The following is a 23,115-nucleotide window of genomic DNA, read 5'->3' as shown; positions in this document are numbered from 1 at the left end:
CTGGCAACCCTATAAAACGTCTCTTGCACGCCTTAATCCCCAACACGTAAACAGCAACTTATTGCATGCATTTCGCATTGATCAACCTTGAAACACAGCATGCAAAAATGCATGCACCGCATGAGCAATGGTGGTTTGCATGGGTAAAAGTTGATCAGGAAAATCCCCCTAACGCCCTGCCCTCGATGATTGAATAACAATGAACATAAAACTGCTCCCCTGCGACGACCAGTCAAACGGCTGGTCGGCCCTTGCCCCCTTTAGAACGCCAACTTCTCCACTCAGCCACAACCAGCATGTCGATTGGCTGATTCTCGGCGCAGGCTTCGCCGGGCTGGCGGCGGCCAGACGCCTCGCCGAACTTCACCCCGGCCAGAGCATTGCGATCCTCGAAGCCGGTGTTGTCGGCGATAACGCCTCGGGGCGTAACTCAGGCTTTGCCATCGACCTGCCTCACCAGGTCGGCCACCCGGATGTCGTCGCCGGCCAACGCTATGCGCGGCTCAGCCGGGCCGGTATCGACGCCCTGGAAAACACCATCAGCCGCCATGCCATCCAGTGCGACTGGCTGCGCCAGGGTAAATACCATTGCGCGGTCTCCGACAAGATCAGCAGGAAGCTGCTGCACGCCGATATCCAGTTGCTGGAACAGATGGGCGAGCCCTACACCTGGCTTGACCGCGAACAGATCGCCGCCAATACCGGGCTTGGCCATTACCATTCAGGCGTGCACACCCCTGGCACCGCGCTGCTGAACCCCGCCGCGTTGGTGCGTGGGCTGGCCGACAGCCTGCCGGGCAACGTCAGGCTGTTTGAACGCAGCCCGGTGTTGCGCTTGCAGACCGACAACGGCATCCGCGCCGAAACAGCACACGCAATGGTCAGCGCCAAGCACCTGGTACTGGCAGTGAACGGTTTTGCCGAACAGTTCGGCTATCTCAGGAACCGCCTGTTGCCGTTCGTTCTGTTTGCCAGCCTGACCAAACCCATGACCCCAGAACAACAGCAACTCCTGCAAGGAGAACGCAGTTGGGGCATTACGCCGGCCCTGGGCACTGTCGGGCCGACCTTGAGAAGAACCCAGGACCAGCGCCTGCTGATTCGCAGCGGTTTCGCCTACTCGCCTTCGTTCAGGTGCTCGAACACGCGCAGGGAACACTTCAATGGCCTGCACCGGGACATCCTCGATCGGCGCTTTCCGCCCTTCATCGAGCCGCTGGATATCGAGCACTTCTGGATGGGCTGGTTGACCATGACCGGCAACGGTGCCCCCGGCTTTGGCCGACTGGCCGACAACGTCTACTGCGCGGTCGGTTGCGGCGGCGTGGGCATTGCCCGGCAGACTGCTGCAGGCATGGCGGTTGCCGATCTCGCCGCTGGTCAGGACAGCCAGATGGTTTCCGACATGATGTCGCTGGGGCAACCCTGCGCACTCCCCGGCCGGCCGATAATAGACCTCGGGGTAAATGCCTATCTGCTGAAGGAGAAACTGACCGGCCATGTAGAAGCCTGAGCGTCGCCTTTTTATTTCTGCCGTGACAATAAAACAATTAAAGGTAAGAAATCCCCATGTACACACCCAATGATGAAGCGGTATTGACGGCTAGCGCCGTCAATACCAGCCCGCGTGCCACGTCCCCCTCGCGCATCGGTTTTGGCGCCTGGTTCATGCTGTTCATGCTGGTGATGGTCTATGCCGTGAACATCGCCGACCGCTATGTGCTGTCTACCCTGATCGAACCCCTCAAGCACGACCTGAACCTCTCGGACACCTCGGTGGGTTTTCTGACCGGGGTCACCTTGGCGGTTTTCTATGTCACCGCAGGCATCCCCATGGGCGTGTTGGCTGACAAGGTCAACCGCAAACGCCTCACGGCCGCCTGCATCGGCCTGTGGTCCGGCATGACCGTGCTCTGCGGCCTGAGCCAGACCTATTGGCAATTCGCCCTGGCGCGGATCGGCGTGGGGGTTGGCGAAGCCGGTTCCACGCCATCGTCCCACAGCATGATCGCCGACCGCTTTCCGCCTCATTTGCGCGCCACAGCCTTCACCATCTGGGGCATTGGCGCCTGCCTGGGCGCATGGCTCGGCGGCTCCGGCGCAGCCTGGCTGGTGAACGAGCACGGCTGGCGCGGCACCTTGGTGATTTTCGGGCTGGCCGGCCTGCCGGTGGCCACCCTGCTCTGGCTGTTGGTCCGCGAGCCCGCCAGGGGGTTGCATGACATCACCCGCTCGCAGGAGCAGTCCACGATCAAGAGCACCCTGCAGTTCACCCTCGGGCAACGCGCATTGATCCACGTGCTGATTGGCACCACCGTGCTGACCTACTGGGGTTGGGGGCTGATCTGGTGGACGCCGTCCTTCCTGGTGCGCTCCCATGGCCTGACGGTCAGCGATGCCGGTGCCATGCTTGGCTCGATCCACGGTGTGGGTGGGCTGGTAGCCATGCTGGTCACGGCACTGATCATGAGCAACAGCAAGCTGAGCGCCGAGTTTCAGGCACGCTTCGTGGGCTGGGTCACCCTCGTCGGCAGCTGCGCCACCCTGCTGATCTTCTCGCTCGACGACCTGCCGCGGGTCGAGCTGCTGTTGTGGGTATTCATCCCGGCCATCTACATCTACCTGGGCCCGACCTCGGCGCTGCTGCAGAACCTGGTGAAAAGCTCGATGCGCGGCAAGATCGTGGCGCTGATGCTGTTTGCCGCGAACATCACCAACCTGGTGCTCGCACCGCTGCTGATTGGCTTTCTCAGCGACACGGTCGCCGAGCACATACCCGACCCGCAAAACTCGCTCAAATACGTGCTGTTCGTCATGGCCTTCACTGGCTTCTGGGCGGGCTACCACTACCTGCGCTGCACCCGCTACCTGCGCCAGGACATGATCGCCGCTGGCGCCATCGCCGAGTAATCCCCTGTCACCGCGGCCAGGGACGGCCACCTGACGCCAGCACTTCAGAACACTGGCGCCCCTTCCCCCTTCGAAAACTCCACCAGCAATTCGCGCACACGGTCGACCGTTGGCCGTTCATCCGTGTAGCGGGCGCTGACCAGGTATTCCGCCATACCCGTGGTCACGTGCGCCTCCACCGGCCTGATCAGTCGCTGGCTCCTGAGCAGTTCCTGCGGCCCGTAGTTCCAGGCCAGGGTGATGCCCTGCCCCGCCTCGGCGGCGCGGTAGGCAAGGTCGTGGTTGGAAACCCGCAACGTCGGGGCCTGGCTGAACGTACCGGCCAAGCCTGCGCGGTTGAGCCATTCCTCCCAACTGCCGCATACCGAATCCACCGTGACCACTTCGATCAAGGTGCAGCGCGCGAGGTCTTCGATCGACTCGATACGCTGTTCGGCGGCATACGCCGGGCTGCACACCGGGAAGATGATTTCGTCGAACAGCTTGTGTGCATTCAGGTTCGGCCACACGCCGTCGCCGTAGAGTATCGCCAGGTCAACCGCCTCGCGGGCAGGGTCCAGGACGTGGTCATTGGCGAGGATGGAAATGTTGATCTGCGGCGCCCGCTGCCGGAACGCCAGAATGGCCGGCATCACCCAGAAACTGGACATGGCCAGGCTGGCGGAAAGGGTCACCTGGTTGCTGTTGAGCCGCTCGATAGCCTGCACCGCATGGCGGATCGACACCAGGCTTTCGCAAATCGCCCGGTAGAAGATATCGCCGGCGCGGGTCAGCTCGATCTTTTTGTGCCGGCGCTCGAACAGGGTGGTGCCGATGCGCTCTTCCAGGCGTTGAATCTGCCGGCTTACAGCACCCTGGCTAAGGCTTAGCTCTTCGGCCGCACCGGTAAAACTCATCAACCGGGCAGACGCTTCGAAGGCAGCGATGGTGTTCAGTGGGGGCAGTCGCTTTCTCGAACCATTCACCGGTTTTACCTCACTGCAATGTGCGTGTGCTTTCGCCCTGCATGCAAAAGCGAATGCACGGCATGTTTATTTATCCGTTTAACCAGCGGCGGTTCCAGATTAGCTTTGAAGCGGTATAAGCACAAGGACAAACACTGCAATGAATATTATCAATGCCGCCGACATAACTTATAAAAACCGCCCAACTTCCATTATTAACGGTATTTCAAAAATCGGCTGGGCCGTGAATGTAACACATTCAAAGTTACTGGCCGGTTTTGGCACTTCCGACGGCAATGAAACCGTCTTCAAAACCCTGAATTACGAAGAAGTCATTTATGTCATCGCTGGCGTGTTTGGCGCCGAAATCGACGGTGTCGTTCACCAGGCCACTGCCGGCGATGTCATTCATATCCCTCAGGGGTCGACCGTGCGCTATGTCTCGCAGGATGCCCACTTCTTCTTCGCCATTACCCCGCCCACTGCGCTTTAACTCAAGGAGGTGGGCATGACCACTTCAATTCGCGTTGCCGATTATCTTTACCAGCGCTTGAAACACGCCGGCGTCGACCACCTGTTCGGGGTGCCCGGCGATTACAACCTGTGGCTGCTCGAAGCCCTGTTGCAGCAAGGCCAGATCGAATGGACCAGCAACGCCAACGAACTGAACGCCGCCTACGCGGCGGATGGCTATGCGCGGACCAAAGGCCTTGCTGCGCTGATCACCACCTTCGGCGTGGGTGAACTGAGTGCGCTGAACGGCATTGCCGGCAGTGCGGCAGAGCACGTGCCGGTACTGCATATCGTCGGGGCACCGCCGCTGTCTGCACAGGCGACGAAATCGCCAATGCACCACACCTTTGGCGACGGCGATTTCCAGCGTTTCCTGCGCATTCACGCTGAAGTGTCGGCAGGCTGTTCGATGCTGACGCCAGAAAACGCCGTGGGCGAGATCGACCGGGTGCTGAACCTGGTGCTCGAGCAAAAAAAACCAGGCTACTTGGTAATACCGATGGATGTGGTCAACCATCTGGTGGCGGTAGTGGAGCCATGGCCCACACGCCCCGTGCAGCCCGCCCCCCCTGCTGTACTGGCAGACTTCAGGCACGCCCTCGCCGCCTGCCTTGCCCAACCCAAGCGGGTTTCGCTGCTCGCCGGCCATCTGGCCGAACGCTTCGGCGCAAAGCACAGCGTGCGCTCGCTGGTGCAGGCACACGCGCTGATTTCCGCCTCTTTGCTGATGGGCAAAGGGACCCTGGACGAGCGCGCCGATAGCCATATCGGGCTGTATGTCGGCGGGGCCAGCGAGCCTTACGTGAAACAGGCGATCGAAGGCTGCGACTTGGTGATTGCCGTGGGTGTTACCTTTACCGATGCCGTGACCGGTGGTTTTACCGACGGGCTGGACCACGCGAAGGTGCTGGATATCCAGCCATTTTCCACACGTCTGCACGGCCTGGATTACCCGCTGTGTATGCACGAAGCAATTCAATGCCTGGATGACGTGCTCAAGGACCATCGCCCCCTGCCGGCCCAACCGAGCACGCGAGCCCCCGCTGCCAGCTTCGCCCCCGATGCCGCACTCAATCAGGCCGACCTGTGGACGATTGTCGGGCAGTCGCTGACGGACAACGACATCATCGTCGCCGACCTGGGCACCACCTTCTTTGGCGCGGCCTCCATCACATTGCCGCAAGGGGCAGGTTTTGTCGCCCAGCCGTTGTGGGGCTCCATCGGATTTTCGATCCCGGCTGCCTATGGCGTGAAGAAAGCTGCACCGGGCAGCCGCGTGTTGCTGATTGTCGGGGATGGCTCCGCGCTGCTGACCGCCCAGGAAATCGGCAGCATGCTGCGCGACGACCTGACCCTGACCATTCTTCTGCTGAACAACGAGGGGTACACGATCGAACGGCTGATCTGCAATCCCGAGCGCGCCTACCACGACGTGCCAGCGTGGGACTGGACACAATTGCCGGGCTTGATGGGTAAAGGCAAGGCGTATGACACACACACCGTGACCACCAACCAGCAACTGGTCGACGTGCTCGCTGAGCGGGATGAGCGGGCGGGGCTGCGATTCATCGAGGCGAGGCTGCCGAAACTGGATGCACCGGTGCTGATGACCACCATCACCGATGCGATCACCCAAAAGCAGAGCCAATAACACCCTTCGAGTGGCGAGGGGGCCAGCCACGGCGACCGTCTGAACACGTATGATGCCCGGCCCATAATGGCCGATACGGAAATCATCATGCTCCCAGACAAGGCCTGCGCCGTCGTCCTCTCGCCCTCGGCGCCGCCCGGCATGCTCTTGTTCCGTCATCCGTTGGCGGGCGTACAACTGGTCAAGGGTTCGATCGAACGCGGTGAAACGCCCGGGGAAGCCGCACTGCGTGAACTGCGTGAAGAGTCTGGCATCCACAACGCCACGATCAGGGACGACCTTGGCTGCTGGGATGCCGACCATCTTGGGCAGATCTGGTCGTTTCACCTGTGCCGGGTGGACGGTCTTCTACCTGAGCGGTGGTCCCACCAGACGCTGGATGACCATGGCCACACATTCGAGTTTTTCTGGGCTCCACTCGATCATTTGCCCTACTCCGAGTGCCACCCCGTCTTTCAGCGAGCGCTGGCTTTCTTGCGCGAGTCGCTGAAGGCTTCTGCCAGTTGCACTTGCCGCAGGGTGGTCAGCCGGTGATCACGCGCCAGCCAGGTGTAGATCGCCGGCAGCACGAACAAGGTGAACAGTGTGCCGATCAACATGCCGCAGACGATCACCACACCCAGCCCAAAGCGGCTGTTGGCCCCTGCGCCACTGGCAAATAACAGCGGTATCACACCGAAGGTCATCGCCGCCGTGGTCATCAAAACCGGGCGCAGGCGAATTTGCGCGGCGCGCACAATGGCCGCCGCACGGTCAAGGTTGTCGCGCACCTGAATCTCATTGGCGAATTCCACCATCAGGATGCCGTGCTTGCTGATCAGCCCGATCAGCGTGACCAAGCCAATCTGCGTGTAGATATTCAACGTAGCCCAGCCCAGCGCCAGCGGCAGCAACGCGCCGCAGATCGACAACGGTACGGTCACCAAGATGATCAGCGGGTCCACCAGGCTTTCATACTGCGCGGCCAGCACTAGGTAGATCACCACCAAGGCAGCAAGAAAAGCCCACATCAGGGCAAAACCTTCCTGCACATACTGGCGCGACTCCGATTGCCAATCATGGCTGAAACCAGGCGGCAGCTCGGCGGCAAGCTGCTGCAGAAATGCCACCGCCTTGCCCATCGATACACCGGGCGCGGGGATGGCCTGCAGGGTGCTTGCGTTCTGCTGGTCGAATTGCAAAAGGCGGTTAGGCGCGACCTGCAGGTCCAGGCGCACCACCGTGGACAACGGCACCAGGCTGCCATCTTCGGCCCGCACGTACTGGCGGTTCAGGGCCGACGGGGTCAGGCGCTGGTCCTGGATGCTTTGCGGGATCACGTCATAGGCGCGGCCGAACAGGGCAAAGCGGTTCAGGTACTGCTCGCCCACCAGCACGCCCAGCGACTCGCCGATGTCCTGCATGCTGATCCCCAGGCTGGCGGCCTTGGCGCGGTCGATGCTGACCTTGACCACCGGGTTGTTGTAGTCCAGGTCGCTGTCCACCACGCTGAACAAACCGCTCTCGCGGGCGCGTTGCTTGAGCACTTCCATGGTCTGGTACAGCACCGGGTAATCCTGGGCACTGCGCAACACCATCTGTACCGGCAAGCCACCACTGGAACCTGGCAACGACGCCACCTGGAAGGCGAAAATGCTGCTGCCCTCGATGTCCGCGACCGCCTGTTGCAGCTGCGCCTGGACCTGCGCGGCAGAGCGCTCGCGCTGCTGCCATGCACTGAGGTTGATGCCACCGAAGCTGGCCGCCGTGCCGTCGGTGCCGTTGATGATCCAGGTGTCGGTGGTTTCGGGAATCGATTTCATCACCTGGTCGAGTTTGCTGGCAAAGCGCTCGACGTAGTCCAGGCTCGCGTGTTGCGGCGACTTGATTGCCGTCAGCACGGCCGCCTGGTCCTCCGGCGGTGCGAGCTCGCGCTGTGGCAACAGGTACAGCCAGGGCAGGCTCAGGCAAACCAGCAGGGCCACACCAGCACTGAGCCAGCGCCGCGCCAAGGTAAACGCCAAGGCCTGGGCATAGGCCGCTGTGAGTGCAGCGAACACCCTTTCGGCGAAGTGGGCCATGGCCCCGCCCTGCTGGTCGGGTTTGAGCAGCAACGAACTCATCACCGGCGACAAGGTCAGTGCAACGACACCCGAAACGATCACCGCCCCCGCCAAGGTCAAGGCAAATTCACGGAACAACGTGCCGGTCAGGCCACCCATCAAACCGATGGGCGCGTACACGGCGGCCAGGGTCAGGGTCATGGCGATCACCGGCCCGGCGATTTCGCGTGCGCCGGCCAACGCCGCCGCCACCGGTGTTTGCCCTTCTTCGATGTGACGGTGCACGTTCTCCACCACCACGATGGCATCGTCCACCACCAGGCCGATGGCCAGCACCATCGCCAGCAAGGTCAACAGGTTGAGGCTGAAGCCGAACGCCAGCATCAACCCCGCTGCACCCAGCATCGATAACGGAATGGCCACCACCGCGATCGCCACGCTGCGCAGTGACCCCAGGCACAGCCAGATCACCAGCACGACGATCAGCATCGCTTCCACCAGCGTGCGCAACACTTCTTCGATCGAAGCCTCGATGAAACGCGCAGTCTCATAGGCCAGCGCCACCTTCACGCCGGGCGGGAGCGTTTGCTGGATCTGCGGCAACAATTCGCGAATGCCGTCGACGATGACCAGTGGGTTACCCGATGGCGTGGGGAACAACCCCAAGTGCACAGCGGGTTTACCATCCAGGGTGGCACTGGTGCGGGTGGCCGCCGCGCTCAGTTCGACAGTGCCCACATCACGCAGGCGCACAAGGTCGGTGCCGTCGTTGCGGATGATCAGGTCACGGAAGTCCTCGACGCGGGTCAGGTCGGTGTCGACCTGGATATCGGCCAGCACGAACTGCCCGCGCACCTGCCCTGGGGTGGCCTGGTAATTATTGGCCCGCACCGCTTGTGCGACGTCGGCAGCCGTCACCCCGCGCCCGGCCATCTGCTCGCTGTCGAGCCACAGGCGCATGGCCAGGCTCTGCCCGCCGAACGTCTGCACCTTGGCCACGCCGTCGATCCCCGAAAGCAGCGGCTCAACCACCCGCGACAGGTAGTCACTGAGTTCTGGGATGGACAGGGTCTGGCTGGAGAAGCCGACATACGCCACCGCCGTGGAGTCACCTGCAGACAGCTCCACCACCGGGTCATAGGCTTTCTCGGGCAAGCGGTAGCGCACCTGGTTGACCTTGGCCATGGTCTCGGCCAGCGCCTGGGTCGAGTCTCGGTTGAGCAGCATGCGCAGGGTAATCAGGCTACGCCCCTGCAACGATGATGACGACATGAAGTCAACGCCCTCAACCGAAGAAACCGCCTGGCTGATCGGCTGGGTCACAAAGCCTTGCATGAGTTCGGCGGAGGCGCCGGGGTAGTCGGTACTGATGGTGATCGTCGCGCTCTCCAGCAAGGGGTACTGGCGCACCGGCAACTTGCCCAAGGCGAACAGCCCCATCAGCACGATCAGGCTGCTGACCACCAGCGCCAGCACGGGGCGACGCACGAAGGTATCGGTGAAGTTCACGGTTGCTGCCCCCCGGCCACGTCCAGCAGGCTGTCTTCTGCGACCTGCTCGACCTGCATGCCATCACTCAATTTCAGCTGGCCGGAAACCACCACCCTGTCGCCCGGCGCGAGGCCCGAGGTGACTTCCACACGCCCCTGCCAGCGCTCACCGGTCGTTACCGGTACCCGGTTGACGCTGATGACGCCCTGCTGATCCTGCCTGGCAATGAACACCGTCTGCCCGTAGGCGGTGTAGGTGATCGCCGTTTCCGGCACGGCCAGCACCCTCGACGGCTGCGCGGCAGGCAGACGGACCCCGGCATACATGCCCGGCTGCAGCTGCCCATCCAGGTTCGGCAGGGCAGCCTGCACCTGGACCAGGCGTGACTTGCTGACCAGCGGATCGACCGCCACTACCCGTGCCTGAAACGCCCGCCCGCGCACAGCATCGACGGTCAGTTCCAGCAGTTGCCCGACAGTCACTTCGGGGGCCGCCTGTTCGCTGAGGGAAAAATTGACGTGCAACTGGCGTGTATCCGTCAGGCTGGCAATCGCCTCGCCAGCGCCCAGGTACTGGCCCTGGTGAACACGGCGGATACCCACATTGCCTGCAAACGGCGCGCGTATGGCTTTTTGCGCAATCAGCGCGTCGACATGCTGCAGCTCACCCGCGGCCACATCCACCGCTGTGCTCGCGTTATCCAGCAGCTCTTGCGAAACGGCATTCAGCGCGCGCAACTTACTGGCCCGCTGCGCCGCGACCTGGGCATTGCGCAGCTTCGCCCGCAGTTGCACGCGCTGGGCCTGCTCGGGCGCATCGTTGAGCTGTACCAGCAACTGCCCGGCACGCACGGCCTGCCCCGACGCGAAGGCGATGTGGGTGATGCGCCCTGCCACCTCGGCCGCGACCTGCACCTGATTGACCGCCTCCAGCTCCCCCGATGCAAAACGTTGCCGCGCCAGGTCGACCGGCTCGGCAGTGGCCAGCGCAACTTTGGTGACCGGCCACGCCGCGGCCTGTTGGGCCGCTACCCTACTGCCCGTCAATGCGTAGGCGCCGACCAAGGCAGCGACAGCGGCGACAGTCATGGCCAGTAACATCCTTTTGTTCATGCCTTGCTCCGATCAGCGGGGTGGTTGCAGGAAAGATCGGGCAGGACTATAAGAGCTCAACTTAACTTGAGGTCAACAGGTGTGACAGCCAAATCATCCACCAACAGCACGCGGCTGCTGACTGTCGGCGAAGTCGCCAAGCGCAGTGGCGTTGCGGTATCCGCCCTGCACTTCTACGAATCCAAGGGGCTGATCGCCGGCACGCGCACCGCCGGCAACCAGCGGCGTTACCCCGCGCTAGTGTTGCGCACCATTGCCATCATCAAGGTGGCCCAGCGCACGGGTATCCCCCTCGAGGTCATCAAGCGTGCCCTTGGCCGCTACCCGCCGAACAGCAAACTCACGGCAGCGCAGTGGGGCGAGATGTCATCGGCCTGGCGAGAAGACCTGAACGCACGCATCCGCACTTTGGAAGCGTTGCGCGACAGCCTGGACAACTGCATTGGCTGCGGCTGCCTGTCGCTGGAAGACTGCCCGCTGCGCAACCCCGAGGATGTGCTGGGCAAGGACGGTGCAGGGGCGAGGATTCTGGAAAAAGAAACCGCAGGCGGGATGCTGTCGGAGAGAGACCCGAATTAGCGGTCGCCTGTATTGGGGCCGCTTTGCGGCCCTTTCGCGGCACAAGGCCGCTCCCACAGTGTCCGCGCATGCCCTGTAAATAGGGGCATAACGCGGTCCGTATGGGAGCGGCCCCAGCATTCTCTTGGAGTGAGCTTTCCTTCATGGGTTATCCCATGGCGCGATGACACTTCGCTTGCATATGACACAAAGTGTCATTAAGATCGACGTGTGTCCTCAAGCCAGCCACGGCAACCAGGACGTCATCGCCCTTATCCCGTGCAGGTACCCACTGTGACCACGACCATGCAGACCCCCAAGGACCAGCTCGTCAAGCGTGCTCAACAGCAAATGCTGACTGCGCTAGCCGACAACACCTACACCCCGCGGCAGAAGCTCGCACTGACCTGCCGGATTCTGTTCGACGGCGGCCACGATTCGGGCCTGGCCGGGCAGATCACCGCACGCGCTGCAGAACCTGGCACCTATTACACGCAACAGCTTGGCCTGGGCTTCGACGAGATCTCGGCCTCCAACCTGCTGGTCGTGGATGAAGACCTGACGGTGCTGCAAGGCCAGGGCATGGCCAACCCCGCCAACCGCTTCCACAGCTGGCTGTACCGCGCACGCCCTGACGTCAACTGCATCATCCATACCCACCCGCTGCACAGCGCGGCCTTGTCGATGCTCGAAGTGCCGCTGGCCATCTCGCACATGGACCTCTGCCCGCTGTTCGACGATTGCGCCTTCCTCAAGGAATGGCCAGGCGTGCCGGTGGGCAACGAAGAAGGCGAGATCATCGCCAGTGCCATCGGCGACAAGCGGGCGATTCTGCTTTCCCACCATGGCCTGCTGATCGCCGGTCGCTCGATCGAAGAAGCCTGCGTGCTCGCCCTGCTGTTCGAACGTGCAGCGAGGATGCAGTTGCTGGCCATGGGCGCCGGTGAAATCCGCCCCATCCCCGAAGCACTTGGCAAAGAAGCCCATGACTGGATTTCCACGCCAAAACGCCATGGCGCCGCGTTCAGCTACTACGCGCGCCGGGCCTTGCGTGCCCATGGCGAATGCCTGGGCTGATTGCAGCTGTCCCCCTTTCTGAACAACGGCAAAGGTGCCTGATCATGTCTACACCTGTAATTCGCGGCGTCATCGGCTACACCATCACTCCCTTCGCGGCAGACGGCTCGGTCGATCTGGACGCCCTGGGCACATCCATCGACAGCCTGATCCAGGCCGGCGTGCACGCCATCGCCCCGCTGGGCAGCACGGGCGAAGGTGCCTACCTGTCCGAGGCCGAGTGGGAAGCGGTTGTGCGCTACAGCCTCGAGAAAATCGCTGGTCGCGTGCCCAGCGTGGTCAGCGTCTCTGACCTGACTACCGCACGTACCGTGCAGCGCGCCCGCCTGGCTCAGGCGTGCGGGGCCACGGCAGTGATGGTGTTGCCCATCTCCTACTGGAAGCTGACCGAGGCGGAAGTGGTCGACCACTACAAGGCGGTCGGCGCGGCAATCGACATCCCGATCATGCTGTACAACAACCCGGGCACCAGCGGCACCGACCTGTCGGTGGAGCTGATCCTGCGCATCCTCGGCGAGGTGGCCAATGTGACCATGGTCAAGGAAAGCACCGGCGACATTCAGCGCATGCACCGCCTGTACACCGCGACCGATGGCAAGGTGGCCTTCTACAACGGCTGCAATCCGCTCACCCTGGAAGCCCTGGTTGCCGGCGCCGCCGGCTGGTGCACCGCAGCGCCGAACCTGATCCCCGCACTGAACCTGGCTTTGTGGGACGCCGTGCAGAAGGGCGAGCTGGCTGAAGCACGGGCACTGTTCTACCAACAGTACGCGTTGCTGGCGTACATCACCCAGCGCGGCCTGCCCACCACCATCAAGGCCGGGCTGAAAATGCTTGGCCTTGACGTGGGGGCGCCGCGCCTGCCGCTGCAACCACTGGATGCTGAAGGCAGTGCCTACCTGAAAGGCTTGCTGGTCTCAGCCCAGTGATTTAAAGGGGACTGTGGGAGCGCCTTGAATACCGACCTTGTTCACTACACGGACTTTCATCAATCACATAAGCACGGAGGCCACTTGTGACAACGCCTGCTCAACACCCATCGGCATCGCTTGGGCTGACCGACATCCTGCACCCCGCCATCGCCGGGTTGGTTTCGGTCATCGTCAACTACGGCGGCACGTTCATCCTCGTGTTCCAGGCAGCCAAGGTCGCCGGGCTAAGCCCGGCGCTGACCTCGTCATGGGTCTGGGCGGTGTCGATCGGGGTAGGTATCACCGGGCTTGTCTTGTCCTGGTACAGCCGTGAACCCTTGATAACGGCCTGGTCCACCCCGGCTGCCGCGTTTCTGGTCACGGCACTGGCCAGCGTGCCCTATGCCGAGGCCATTGGCGCGTACCTGCTGTCCGCTGCCGGCTTCGTAGTGCTGGGCCTGACCGGCTACTTCGAAAGGCTGGTCCGGATCATCCCCGGCGGGGTCGCGGCAGGGCTGCTGGCCGGCATTCTTTTACAGTTCGGCATCGGCGCGTTTGCCGGCCTGTCGGTCGACCCGGTGCTGGCCGGGTTGCTCATCGTGGCGTATGCGGTGTTCAAACGCTTTACTGCCCGTTACGCAGTCGTGGGCATCCTCGTCCTTGGCCTTGCTTACCTGCTGATCCAGGGGCAGGCCGGCCTTTCGCAACTGACGCTGGAAATCGCGACACCGGTGTTCACTGCCCCGGCCTTTACCCTCAACGCGGCCCTCAGCGTCGCGCTGCCGTTGTTCCTGATCACCCTGACCGGGCAATACATGCCCGGCATGCTGGTGCTGCGCAACGACGGTTTCAAGACCAGCGCCAACCCGATTGTCGCAGTCACCGGCCTGGGCTCCTTGCTCATGGCGCCGTTCGGCTCGCACGCGTTCAACCTCGCGGCCATCACCGCCGCCATCTGCACCGGCAAGGAAGCCCATGAAGACCCGGCCAAGCGCTGGATCGCGGGGATCGCCGCAGGGGTCTGCTACATCCTTGTGGGGGTATTCGGCGTCACGCTTGCCAGCGTGTTCATGGCACTCCCTGCCACCTTCATCACCACCCTCGCCGGCCTCGCGCTGCTGGGTACCATTGGCACCAGCCTGGCCAGTGCAATGGCCGACGCGAAGTCACGCGAAGCCGCGCTGATCACCTTTCTTGCAGCCACTGCCAACATCACCCTATTGGGTATCGGCGGGGCCTTCTGGGGCTTGGTCATCGGCCTGCTGGCCTACGCGATACTGAACGGGCGCGCCCCAGGGTTCAAACGTACTCAGCCGTAATCACACCATCGGGTCTGCATGCTCCACCCGCCCCGTTTCGCCAGGCCGATTGACGAACAGCACGTCCAGCGTGCTGTTGCGCAGGCCCTTCACGGGGTTCCAGTGCGCCGAGGTGTGGATGTACTTGTCGCGCAGCAGGCGTTGCTCGTCCTCGGTCAGGCCGGCGTCGGGGCGGGTACCCAAGGCAAAGCCATGCAGCTTGCGGCTGATGTCCAGCAAGTCATCGGGCAGCCGATGGGCTTCATCGCCGCCCAACTCGGCAAACGGCACCCCCCCACGCACTGCCAACTCACGCATGATGCTCAGGTACACCCGGGAAAGATGGCCGGCCACGCCCCTCTCCCGATAAACCGCCGCATACACCTGCTTCTGCGCCTCGTCCGGCTTGCCGCCAGCAATCGGCCGCTCCCAGGTCAGCACCCACGGCCGCGGCTCCCCCAGCTCAGCAAACGCCGATGTCAGCAAGGCGCTGGCCGCCGAGTAGGCACGGGTGCATTCGGCTTTTGTGCGCATAGGCACCCGCTGCGACTGCGGTTTGCACAGCAGCACCTGCTCCTGCATGCACGGCAGGTAGCCCCCGCCAATGTTCGAGTGCACGCCCGGCACGACAATGTCACCCTCGCTACGCACCAGCGGGAAGTTATGCCGGCGCTCGTCACCGGCCACCAATTGCACCACGTGCCGCGCAATACCCTTGCCCAGGCCCAGGCGCAAACCGCCGTGGCGAGCGTCAGCGGGGTCGAAGTCCCCCTGCAACGGCGCGACGATGGCCGCCACGGTGTCGAACAGGCCAATGAAGTTGATGCACACAGCACACGAGGCGCCCAACAGGTTGCTCGCGTCATCACACAGCACATTGGCCAGGTGCCTGGCGGCAGCGGCGCCACGACTGAAGCCGAACAGGTCGAGTTCGACCCGCGCGAGCCGCGACTGCGGATACGCCGAGCACCAGCCCCGCAACTGGTCGGCAATCATTGTCACGGCCTCGGCGACGCGCGCCTCGACGCCGGTACGCCCTCGCCCGGTGGCCGAGGCAAAACTGGAGTCCGCCGCCCCCGCGGTGGTGCCGATGCCCTCGACATACAGCTTGAGAAAGGCCATCGTGCCCGGCGCAGGGCTGCCGGGGGCTGGGTACAGCGCGTGCAGCAAGGCCACATTGCTCCAGGCATTGCCATAGCTGGTACCAGCCAGCGGCCCCGCAGCCTGGCCCGCCGCCGTGGCATTGCCCAGGTTGTTGCCGGTGCCATCAAAGAACACGCCAACGCGCACCGTCGTTGGCGCAGGGGTATCGAAGGTACTGCGGTGGGTTTGCATCATCCTGCGTCCTGCTTGCTCAAAGAGCATCAGCAAGCGCCAGGGCACAGCGGCCGGCTATCAGCCAACGCCGAAGGTTGCGCAGGACTTGTCGACAAGCCCACGCCCGACGGCCTGGATAAATTTGCCAGCCGCCATTGGTCGCCACCCCCCCGGATAGATTAAAGTATCACCCCTTGCCGAGGCAGCTGTTCCCAGCGCGCCTGCGGCCCAATACCAGGAACCGTCGCCGATGGAACACCGTGAAGCGCTGATCGCGCTGCGCACCTTTCTTTCCACCCAGATCCTAGGCCAGGAAAAGCTGGTCGAGCGGCTGTTGATCGTGCTTCTGGCCGACGGCCATATGCTGGTCGAGGGCGCCCCCGGGCTGGCAAAGACCAAAGCCATCAAAGAGCTCGCCGAAGGCATCGAGGCGCAGTTCCATCGCATCCAGTTCACCCCCGACCTGCTGCCGGCCGACATTACCGGCACCGAAATCTACCGCCCGGAAACCGGCAGCTTCGTCTTCCAGCAGGGGCCGATCTTCCATAACCTGGTACTGGCCGACGAAATCAACCGCGCCCCGGCCAAGGTCCAGTCGGCCCTGCTCGAAGCCATGGCCGAGCGCCAGGTCAGCGTGGGCCGCAGCACGTACGACCTGTCACCGCTGTTCCTGGTCATGGCCACCCAGAACCCCATCGAGCAGGAGGGCACCTACCCGCTGCCCGAAGCCCAGCTCGACCGCTTCCTGATGCACGTAAAAATCGGCTTCCCCGACGCTGCGGTGGAACGGCGCATCCTGCTGCAGGCCCGCGGCGAAGCACTGGGCGGCGAGACCAAGCCCGAGCGCCGGGTCAGCCAGCAGGCCATTTTTGCCGCGCGCAAGGAAATCCTCGGCCTGTACATGGCCGATGCCGTGGAGGAATACCTGGTGCAACTGGTCATGGCCACGCGCACGCCGGCCAAGTTCGACGCCGAACTGGCCGACTGGATCGCCTACGGCGCCAGCCCGCGTGGCTCGATCTCGCTTGACCGCTGCGCGCGTGCGCACGCCTGGCTGGCCGGGCGCGACTTCGTCAGCCCCGAGGACATTCAGGCAGTGCTGTTCGATGTGCTGCGCCACCGCATCATCCTGTCGTTCGAGGCCGAGGCTGCGGGGATCGACCAGGACCGCGTGGTCCAGCGCATCCTCGACGTCGTCGCCGTTGCCTGACCCCATGCCCACCGCGCAGTTGGCCGAACCCGGCATCCGCATCGGCCTTGCCGAGCTGATCGACATGCGCCACCGCGTGCGCGAAATTCAGCTGTTCTCCCGGCCCGGCCAGCGCAGCCCGCTGGTGGGACTGCACCACTCCAAGCTACGCGGGCGCGGCGTGGATTTCGACCAAGTGCGCGTGTACCAGGCTGGCGACGATGTGCGCAACATCGACTGGCGGGTCACCGCCCGCACCCAGGAGCCGCATACCAAGCTGTTCCATGAAGAACGCGAGCGGCCGATCTTTATCCTGGTCGAACAGAGCCAACGGCTGTTCTTCGGCTCGGGGCTGATGTTCAAGTCGGTGCTGGCGGCTCAGGCTGCGGCCCTGTTCGGCTGGGCGGCACTGGGCCACAACGACCGCATCGGCGGGCTGGTGTTTGGCGACAACGAGCACCACGAAATCAAACCCCGGCGCAGCAAGCAAAGCCTGCTGCAGCTGCTTAACCGCCTGGCCAAGGTCAACCAGGCGCTGCACACCGAAGCCACGCCCCAGGCCGACAGCCTGGGCCTGGCCTTGCGCCGAGCGCGTGAGGTGCTGCGCCCTGGCAGCCTGGCGATCGTCATCTGCGACGAGCGCTCGCTGACCGACCAGGTCGAACAGCACCTGGCCATGCTCTCGCGCCACTGCGACCTGCTGCTGCTACCGGTCTCCGACCCGCTCGACCATGCCCTGCCCGCCGCCGGCCTGTTGCGCTTCGCCCAGCGCAGCGCGCAACTGGAGCTCGACACCCTCGACGCCAGCTTGCGCCAGGCTTACCGCCAGCAGGCCGAGTCACGTATCGCCCGCTGGGAACTGATGGCACAGAAGCTGCGCGTGGTGCTGATGCCGCTGAGTACGCAAAGCGAGATGATCGAGCAACTGCGCGAATACCTGAACGCCCAGCGCCCGGGGAGCAGCAAATGACCCCGCTGGACCAGTTGCAACCGCTGATTGCCCCGCCGGCAGTCGGCCTGTGGCCACCGGCACCGGGTTGGTGGGTATTGCTGGCCATGCTGCCGCTGCTTGCCTGGGCCCTCTGGCGCGTACGCCATTGGCGCCCGCGCAAACGCCGCATCGTGCGCGCCGAGCAACCGCTCGACCCGGTACGCGTGGCCGCCCTGGCCGAACTTGCCCAGCTGCCACGCCCGTATGACGGCGCCCCGGCCGGCGCCTGGCTGCAACAGATCAATGCCCTGCTCAAGCGCCTGTGCCGCAGCCACTACCCGGGCGCCAACAGCCATACCCTCAACGGCCGCCAGTGGCTGGCGTTTCTCGACAACCGCTGCCCGGCCGCCGGCCTCACGCGTTGGATGGTGCTGGTCGAGGGCGCCTACAAGCCTGAGTGCAAGCTCGACGACAAAGCCATCGTCGGGCTTAGCCAGGCCGTCGAAACCTGGATCCGCAAGCATGTTTGAACTGGCCTGGCCGTGGATGTTCGCCCTGCTGCCGCTGCCGTGGCTGGCTCGCCTGGTGTTGCCAGCCGCCGACAGTGGCGAGCCGGTGCTCAAAGTGGGCTTCCTGAACGAGCTGGAAGGCCTGGCCGGGCGCCGGGCACGGCTCAACCTGCCCACCTGGCGCCAGCAGGCGCCCTTTGTCATCATCTGGCTGTTGCTGCTGTTGGCCGCGGCCCGCCCGCAATGGCTCGGCGACCCAGTACCGGTGGCCGCCAGCGGCCGCGACCTGCTGGTGGCGGTGGACGTGTCCGGCTCCATGGATTTCCCCGACATGCAGTGGAAGAACGACGAAATCAGCCGCCTCGACCTGGTCAAGGCGCTGCTTGGCGACTTTCTGCAGGACCGCGAAGGCGACCGGGTTGGGCTGATCCTGTTTGGCAGCCAGGCCTACCTGCAGGCGCCGCTGACCTTCGACCGGCGTACCGTGCGCACCTTCCTTGACGAAGCGCAGATCGGCATCGCCGGCAAGAACACCGCCATCGGCGATGCCATCGGCCTTGCGGTCAAGCGCTTGCGCCAGCGCCCGACACAAAGCCGCGTGCTGGTGCTGGTCACCGACGGCGCCAACAACGGCGGGCAGATCCACCCACTGACCGCCGCCCGCCTGGCCGCCCAGGAAGGCGTGCGCATCTATACCATCGGCATCGGCGCCAACCCGGAGGCCAGCGGCACGCCCGGCCTGCTGGGCCTCAATCCGAGCCTGGACCTGGACGAAGCCTCGCTCAAGGAAATTGCCGAGCTGACCCACGGCGCCTACTTCCGCGCCCACGACGGCGCCGAACTGAACGCCATCGGCGACGCCCTCGACCAGTTGGAGCCAGTGGCCCAGCAGCCAACCCAGGCGCGCACCGCCAAGGCCTTGTACGCCTGGCCATTGGCCCTGGCACTGTTGCTCAGCGTGCTGCTGGTGGTGGCCGTGCAGTGGCCAGACAACCGCTTGCAGCGCCTGCTGCGCAAACCGCGCTTTCTGCAGCCGCACCCGGAATGGCGCCAGCGCCTCAAACGCCTGCGCCTGAGGAAACGGCGATGATCGACCTATGGCCACAATGGTTGCGCCCGCTCTGGCTGTTGGTAGTGCCGCTGCTCGGCTGGTTGCTGTTCAAGCTGTGGCACCGACGCAAACGCGCCGGGCGTTGGCAGATGATCCTGCCGCCCGCGTTCCACGCCGTGCTGCTCGGCGGCGGCAGCGGCAGCACCAGCAAACTGCCTTGGGTGGCGCTGGGCCTGGCGTGGACGCTGGTGGTGCTGGCCCTGCTCGGGCCCAGCTGGCAGCGTGTGGAAGAGAGCCGTCAGCGCCCTGCCGACCCGCTGGTCATCCTGCTCGAACTGACCCCACAGATGCTCGCCGAGGACAGCCCGCCCAACCGGCTGGAGCAGGCCCGGCGCAAGGTCCTCGACCTGCTCGAACGCCGCCACGACAGCCAGACCGCGCTGATCGTCTACGCAGGGTCCGCCCACACCCTAGTGCCACTGTCCGATGACCTGGGCACCACCCGCAACCTGCTTGAGGCGATCGACCCCTCGATCATGCCCAAACCCGGCCAGCGCGCCGACTTGGCCGTGCAAAAAGGCCTGGCCCTGCTGGCTCAGAGCGGCCTGGGGCAAGGGCGCCTGCTGCTGATCGGTTCCTCGCTCAGCGCAGCGGAGCGCGAGGGCATCACGCAGGCCCTCGGCCGCCAGGGCCCGAGCCTGCTGATGTTGGGCATCGGCAGCCGAGACGGGGCACCGGTGCGACAAGCCAACGGCGAATACCTTAAAGACGACCAAGGCGGCATTCTGCTGCCGCGCCTGGACAGCGCCAGCCTCAAGGCATTTGTCAGCGGCACCGGCGGGCGCTACCGCAATGCCCGGGTCGACGACCTCGACCTGCGCGGCCTGGGCCTGTTCGACACCCCGCGCACCGCACGCAGCGACGGCCAGACCCTGCAATTGGACAGCTGGGCAGACCAGGGTTACTGGCTGCTGATTCCGCTGTTACTGCTGGCGGCCTGCGCCGGTCGTCGCGGCTGGCTGTTCTGCCTGCCCCTGTTGCTGGCCTTGCCGCAGCCAAGCCAGGCCTTCGAGTTCAACGACCTGTGGCTGCGCCCCGACCAGCAGGGCCAGCGCATGCTCGAACAGAACCGCCCGGCCAGCGCCGCACGGCATTTCCAAAATCCACAGTGGCGCGGCATGGCGTTGTACCAGGCTGGCGATTACGCCGGTGCAGCCCAGGCATTCTCACAAGGCAACACGGCAGCGGACCACTACAATCGAGGCAATGCCCTGGCCCGCAGTGGCGAGCTGGAAGCCGCCCTGGACGCCTACGAGCAGGCCCTGGAGCGCCAACCCGACCTGCAACCGGCACTGGACAACCAGGCACTGGTCCAGCAGCTGCTGCAACAGCGCGAGGCCAAGGCCGAAGAACAACCCGCCAGCACCGAGGCCCAAGGCACACCCGGCAGCGAAACCGAAGGCAACAGCAGTTCGGCCAGCAGCCCGGCCCAGGGCACCCCTGGCAATGACGAACCCGCCAACGCCGAAGAACCCGGCGAAGGCAGCACCAACAGCCAGGCCACACCCGGCAACCAGGGGGGCGCCGACGACAACGTCACCGTGCCCCCCCAGCGCCCGGTGTCGACCAACCTCGACGCCGAACAGCGTCAGGCCCTTGAACAATGGCTGCGGGAGATCCCCGACAACCCGGCGGAGCTGCTGCGGCGCAAATTCTGGTATGAACAGCAATTGCATCAGGACAATCCACGATGAGTCGCTTCGGCGTCTTTCTGCTCGGTGTCTCATGGGCCTTGATGGCCCAGGCCGAGCCCATGCTGCAAGCCAGCGTCGACCGCACCCGCCTGGAGGCCGGCGAAAGCCTGGAACTGACCCTCGAAAGCCAGGACGTGACCCAGTTCGGCAAACCCGACCTGCGTGCCCTTGAAGGCGACTTCGAAGTGCGTGGCACACGCCAGTTGAACAGCCTGCACACCCTTGATGGCGAGACCCGCGCCAGCACCCGCTGGATCATCACCCTGCTGCCACGGCGTAGCGGCAGCCTGCGCATCCCGGAGCTGCAACTGGGCCAGTCGCGCAGCCAGGCCATCGACCTGCAAGTGCTGCAAGCCGATGCCAGCCGCCAGGAAAGCGCCTCCCAGGTGTTCATCGAGGCGACCCTGGACAGCAACGAGGTCTATGTTCAGGCCCAGGCCGTGCTGACCTTGCGCATCTACCATTCGGTGGCGCTGTATGACGACAGCAGCCTCAGCCCACTGCAGCTGGAAAACGCCAAGGTCGAGCCACTGGGCGAGTCGCGCACCTACGAGAAAGAAATCAACGGCGTGCGCCACGGGGTGATCGAAACCCGCTATGCCGTCTACCCCCAGCAAAGTGGCAGCCTCGAAGTGCCGGCGCTGACCTTCACCGCCACCGCGGCTGCCAGCGCCGACAACGAACAATCCGCCACGGCCGCCCCGCGTGCCGGCCGCCAGATCCAGGTCAGCTCGCTGCCCCTGCGCCTGGACGTGCGCCCGATTCCAGCAGCCTGGCCAGCCGGTGCGCCCTGGCTGCCGGCACGCAGCCTGACCCTTGAAGAACACTGGAACCCCGACCCGGGCAGCCAGCAGACGCAGATCGGTGATTCGCTCACCCGCAACATCACCTTGCGCGCCGACGGCTTGTCCAGCACCCAACTGCCACCGCTGCCGGCCACCGAAATCACCGGCCTGCGCCGCTACCCCGACCAGCCGCTGCTGCGCAACGAAATCAACGAGCGCGGCATGACCGCCAACCGCGAAGAGCGCGAAGCGCTGGTGCCGACCCACAGCGGCGAACTGGCCTTGCCAGCGCTGGAGGTGGCCTGGTGGAACACCCGCGAAGACCACCTGGAGCACACCAGCCTGCCGGCACGCACCCTGAGCGTGCAGGACAACCCGGCCCTGAGCGCCGACACGCCGGTCGGCGACACCCGTTCGGGCAATAGCCTGTTGTGGCCGTGGCAGTTGGCCACGCTGGTGTTTGCCCTGACCACATTGCTGGGCTTCGCCTTGTGGTGGCGGGCCCGTTCACAACCCGCGGTACTGCGCGCTGCGCAACAAGGCCCAAGCCCCCGCACGCTGCTGGACGACCTCAAGCGCGCTTGCCAAGCCAACGACCCCCAGACCACACGCCAAGCGCTGGATGCCTGGGCGCGCCAGCAGCCGGAGACCCTGGCGGAGATGGCAGCGCGGTTCGTGCCGTTGTCCGATGCGCTGGATGGGTTGAACGGGGCGTTGTACAGCGAGAGTGGGCAGTATTGGCAGGGTGAGGATTTGTGGCGAGCGATCGGCACGATTCCGCCGGCTGAGCAGGTGTTGCTGCCGTCGGGGGAGACCGGGAGCTTGCCGCCGTTGTATCCGAAATGAGGGGTGGGGTTGGGGTGCATGCCATGGGTATTTTTAGCGCCTATCAGATCGAGCGCCGCCCGCGCGGCGCATCGCAGCACAAGGCTGCTCCCACATTTATTTCGGGCCAGTGAGGTCTGGGAAATTTGCGCGCGACCGCCTTGTTTGTCCGTCTCGATATCAACGTGGGCACCACGGGGCCGCGCGCCTATGCCACAGGATTAATTGGCCCGAAACAAATGTGGGA

General features: G+C 64.3%; 19 protein-coding genes. 15 read left to right on the top strand and 4 right to left on the bottom strand.

Annotated elements, in window-relative coordinates:
- Positions 1–199: 199 nt before the first annotated feature.
- Both MFF34_RS13575 and MFF34_RS13570 read left to right on the top strand, forming a co-directional pair.
- Positions 200–1,513: an FAD-binding oxidoreductase gene (locus MFF34_RS13575; protein WP_238214600.1), complete on the top strand. Its 1,314-nt coding sequence runs from the start codon at positions 200–202 to the stop codon at positions 1,511–1,513.
- A 56-nt stretch (positions 1,514–1,569) separates the two neighbouring features.
- Positions 1,570–2,910 (top strand): MFS transporter, encoded by a 1,341-nt coding sequence (locus MFF34_RS13570; protein WP_238214598.1) that lies wholly within the window; start codon positions 1,570–1,572, stop codon positions 2,908–2,910.
- Between the two features lie 44 nt (positions 2,911–2,954).
- On the opposite strand, the gene MFF34_RS13565 is transcribed toward MFF34_RS13570, so the two are convergent.
- Positions 2,955–3,875, bottom strand: coding sequence for a LysR substrate-binding domain-containing protein (locus MFF34_RS13565; RefSeq protein WP_238214596.1), 921 nt, complete (start codon positions 3,873–3,875; stop codon positions 2,955–2,957).
- A gap of 139 nt (positions 3,876–4,014) precedes the next feature.
- Between MFF34_RS13565 and MFF34_RS13560 the strand changes: the two genes are divergently transcribed.
- From MFF34_RS13560 to MFF34_RS13550, 3 genes are all read left to right on the top strand, one after another.
- Positions 4,015–4,347, top strand: a complete 333-nt coding sequence (locus MFF34_RS13560; RefSeq protein WP_238214594.1) for a hypothetical protein — start codon at positions 4,015–4,017, stop codon at positions 4,345–4,347.
- Between the two features lie 15 nt (positions 4,348–4,362).
- A complete protein-coding gene (locus MFF34_RS13555; RefSeq protein WP_238214592.1) occupies positions 4,363–6,018 on the top strand; it encodes an alpha-keto acid decarboxylase family protein in 1,656 nt (551 codons plus the stop codon).
- A gap of 87 nt (positions 6,019–6,105) precedes the next feature.
- On the top strand, positions 6,106–6,552 hold the full coding sequence (locus MFF34_RS13550; RefSeq protein WP_238214590.1) for an NUDIX domain-containing protein: 447 nt from the start codon (positions 6,106–6,108) through the stop codon (positions 6,550–6,552).
- Here the strand turns inward: MFF34_RS13550 and MFF34_RS13545 are convergent.
- Complete coding sequence (locus tag MFF34_RS13545) at positions 6,474–9,569, bottom strand: MexW/MexI family multidrug efflux RND transporter permease subunit (protein WP_238214588.1); 3,096 nt, start codon at positions 9,567–9,569, stop codon at positions 6,474–6,476. The two genes, MFF34_RS13550 and MFF34_RS13545, sit on opposite strands and share 79 nt — an antisense overlap.
- Positions 9,566–10,663, bottom strand: a complete 1,098-nt coding sequence (locus tag MFF34_RS13540) for an efflux RND transporter periplasmic adaptor subunit (protein WP_238214586.1) — start codon at positions 10,661–10,663, stop codon at positions 9,566–9,568. Before MFF34_RS13540 ends, MFF34_RS13545 begins: the two co-directional genes overlap by 4 nt.
- Before the next feature lie 114 nt (positions 10,664–10,777).
- On the opposite strand from MFF34_RS13540, the gene soxR reads away from it, so the two are divergent.
- The 4 genes from soxR to MFF34_RS13520 all read left to right on the top strand — a co-directional run bounded on the left by soxR (position 10,778) and on the right by MFF34_RS13520 (position 14,528).
- Positions 10,778–11,242: a redox-sensitive transcriptional activator SoxR gene (soxR, locus tag MFF34_RS13535; protein WP_186704098.1), complete on the top strand. Its 465-nt coding sequence runs from the start codon at positions 10,778–10,780 to the stop codon at positions 11,240–11,242.
- 285 nt (positions 11,243–11,527) lie between these two features.
- Positions 11,528–12,298 carry an aldolase gene (locus MFF34_RS13530; RefSeq protein WP_189662755.1) on the top strand — a complete coding sequence of 257 codons (771 nt, stop codon included), beginning with the start codon at positions 11,528–11,530 and terminating at the stop codon, positions 12,296–12,298.
- 44 nt (positions 12,299–12,342) lie between these two features.
- Entirely contained in the window at positions 12,343–13,227 is an 885-nt protein-coding gene (locus MFF34_RS13525) for a dihydrodipicolinate synthase family protein (RefSeq protein ID WP_238214582.1), read from the top strand.
- Positions 13,228–13,313: 86 nt separating this feature from the next.
- Positions 13,314–14,528 carry a benzoate/H(+) symporter BenE family transporter gene (locus MFF34_RS13520; protein WP_238214580.1) on the top strand — a complete coding sequence of 405 codons (1,215 nt, stop codon included), beginning with the start codon at positions 13,314–13,316 and terminating at the stop codon, positions 14,526–14,528.
- Here the strand turns inward: MFF34_RS13520 and MFF34_RS13515 are convergent, their stop codons facing one another.
- Positions 14,529–15,845 carry a DUF2235 domain-containing protein gene (locus tag MFF34_RS13515; protein WP_238214578.1) on the bottom strand — a complete coding sequence of 439 codons (1,317 nt, stop codon included), beginning with the start codon at positions 15,843–15,845 and terminating at the stop codon, positions 14,529–14,531. It abuts the gene before it with no gap.
- A gap of 229 nt (positions 15,846–16,074) precedes the next feature.
- On the opposite strand from MFF34_RS13515, the gene MFF34_RS13510 reads away from it, so the two are divergent.
- The 6 genes from MFF34_RS13510 to MFF34_RS13485 are packed head-to-tail and all read left to right on the top strand — an operon-like array spanning position 16,075 to position 22,889.
- Positions 16,075–17,034 (top strand): MoxR family ATPase, encoded by a 960-nt coding sequence (locus MFF34_RS13510; RefSeq protein WP_027596692.1) that lies wholly within the window; start codon positions 16,075–16,077, stop codon positions 17,032–17,034.
- 4 nt (positions 17,035–17,038) lie between these two features.
- Entirely contained in the window at positions 17,039–17,983 is a 945-nt protein-coding gene (locus MFF34_RS13505; protein ID WP_186683325.1) for a DUF58 domain-containing protein, read from the top strand.
- Entirely contained in the window at positions 17,980–18,474 is a 495-nt protein-coding gene (locus MFF34_RS13500; RefSeq protein WP_238214576.1) for a DUF4381 domain-containing protein, read from the top strand. The genes MFF34_RS13505 and MFF34_RS13500 overlap by 4 nt, the downstream gene beginning before the upstream one ends.
- Positions 18,467–19,543, top strand: a complete 1,077-nt coding sequence (locus MFF34_RS13495) for a VWA domain-containing protein (protein WP_238214574.1) — start codon at positions 18,467–18,469, stop codon at positions 19,541–19,543. The genes MFF34_RS13500 and MFF34_RS13495 overlap by 8 nt, the downstream gene beginning before the upstream one ends.
- A complete protein-coding gene (locus MFF34_RS13490; protein WP_238214571.1) occupies positions 19,540–21,258 on the top strand; it encodes a tetratricopeptide repeat protein in 1,719 nt (572 codons plus the stop codon). The genes MFF34_RS13495 and MFF34_RS13490 overlap by 4 nt, the downstream gene beginning before the upstream one ends.
- Entirely contained in the window at positions 21,255–22,889 is a 1,635-nt protein-coding gene (locus tag MFF34_RS13485) for a BatD family protein (protein WP_238214569.1), read from the top strand. Before MFF34_RS13490 ends, MFF34_RS13485 begins: the two co-directional genes overlap by 4 nt.
- The last annotated feature ends 226 nt before the right edge of the window (positions 22,890–23,115 follow it).

It is taken from the genome of Pseudomonas sp. PAGU 2196, assembly GCF_022179005.1.
GTDB lineage: Bacteria > Pseudomonadota > Gammaproteobacteria > Pseudomonadales > Pseudomonadaceae > Aquipseudomonas > Aquipseudomonas kermanshahensis.
The sequence above is the reverse complement of the archived record's forward strand: the minus strand, read 5'-3'. Positions and strand labels throughout refer to the sequence as shown.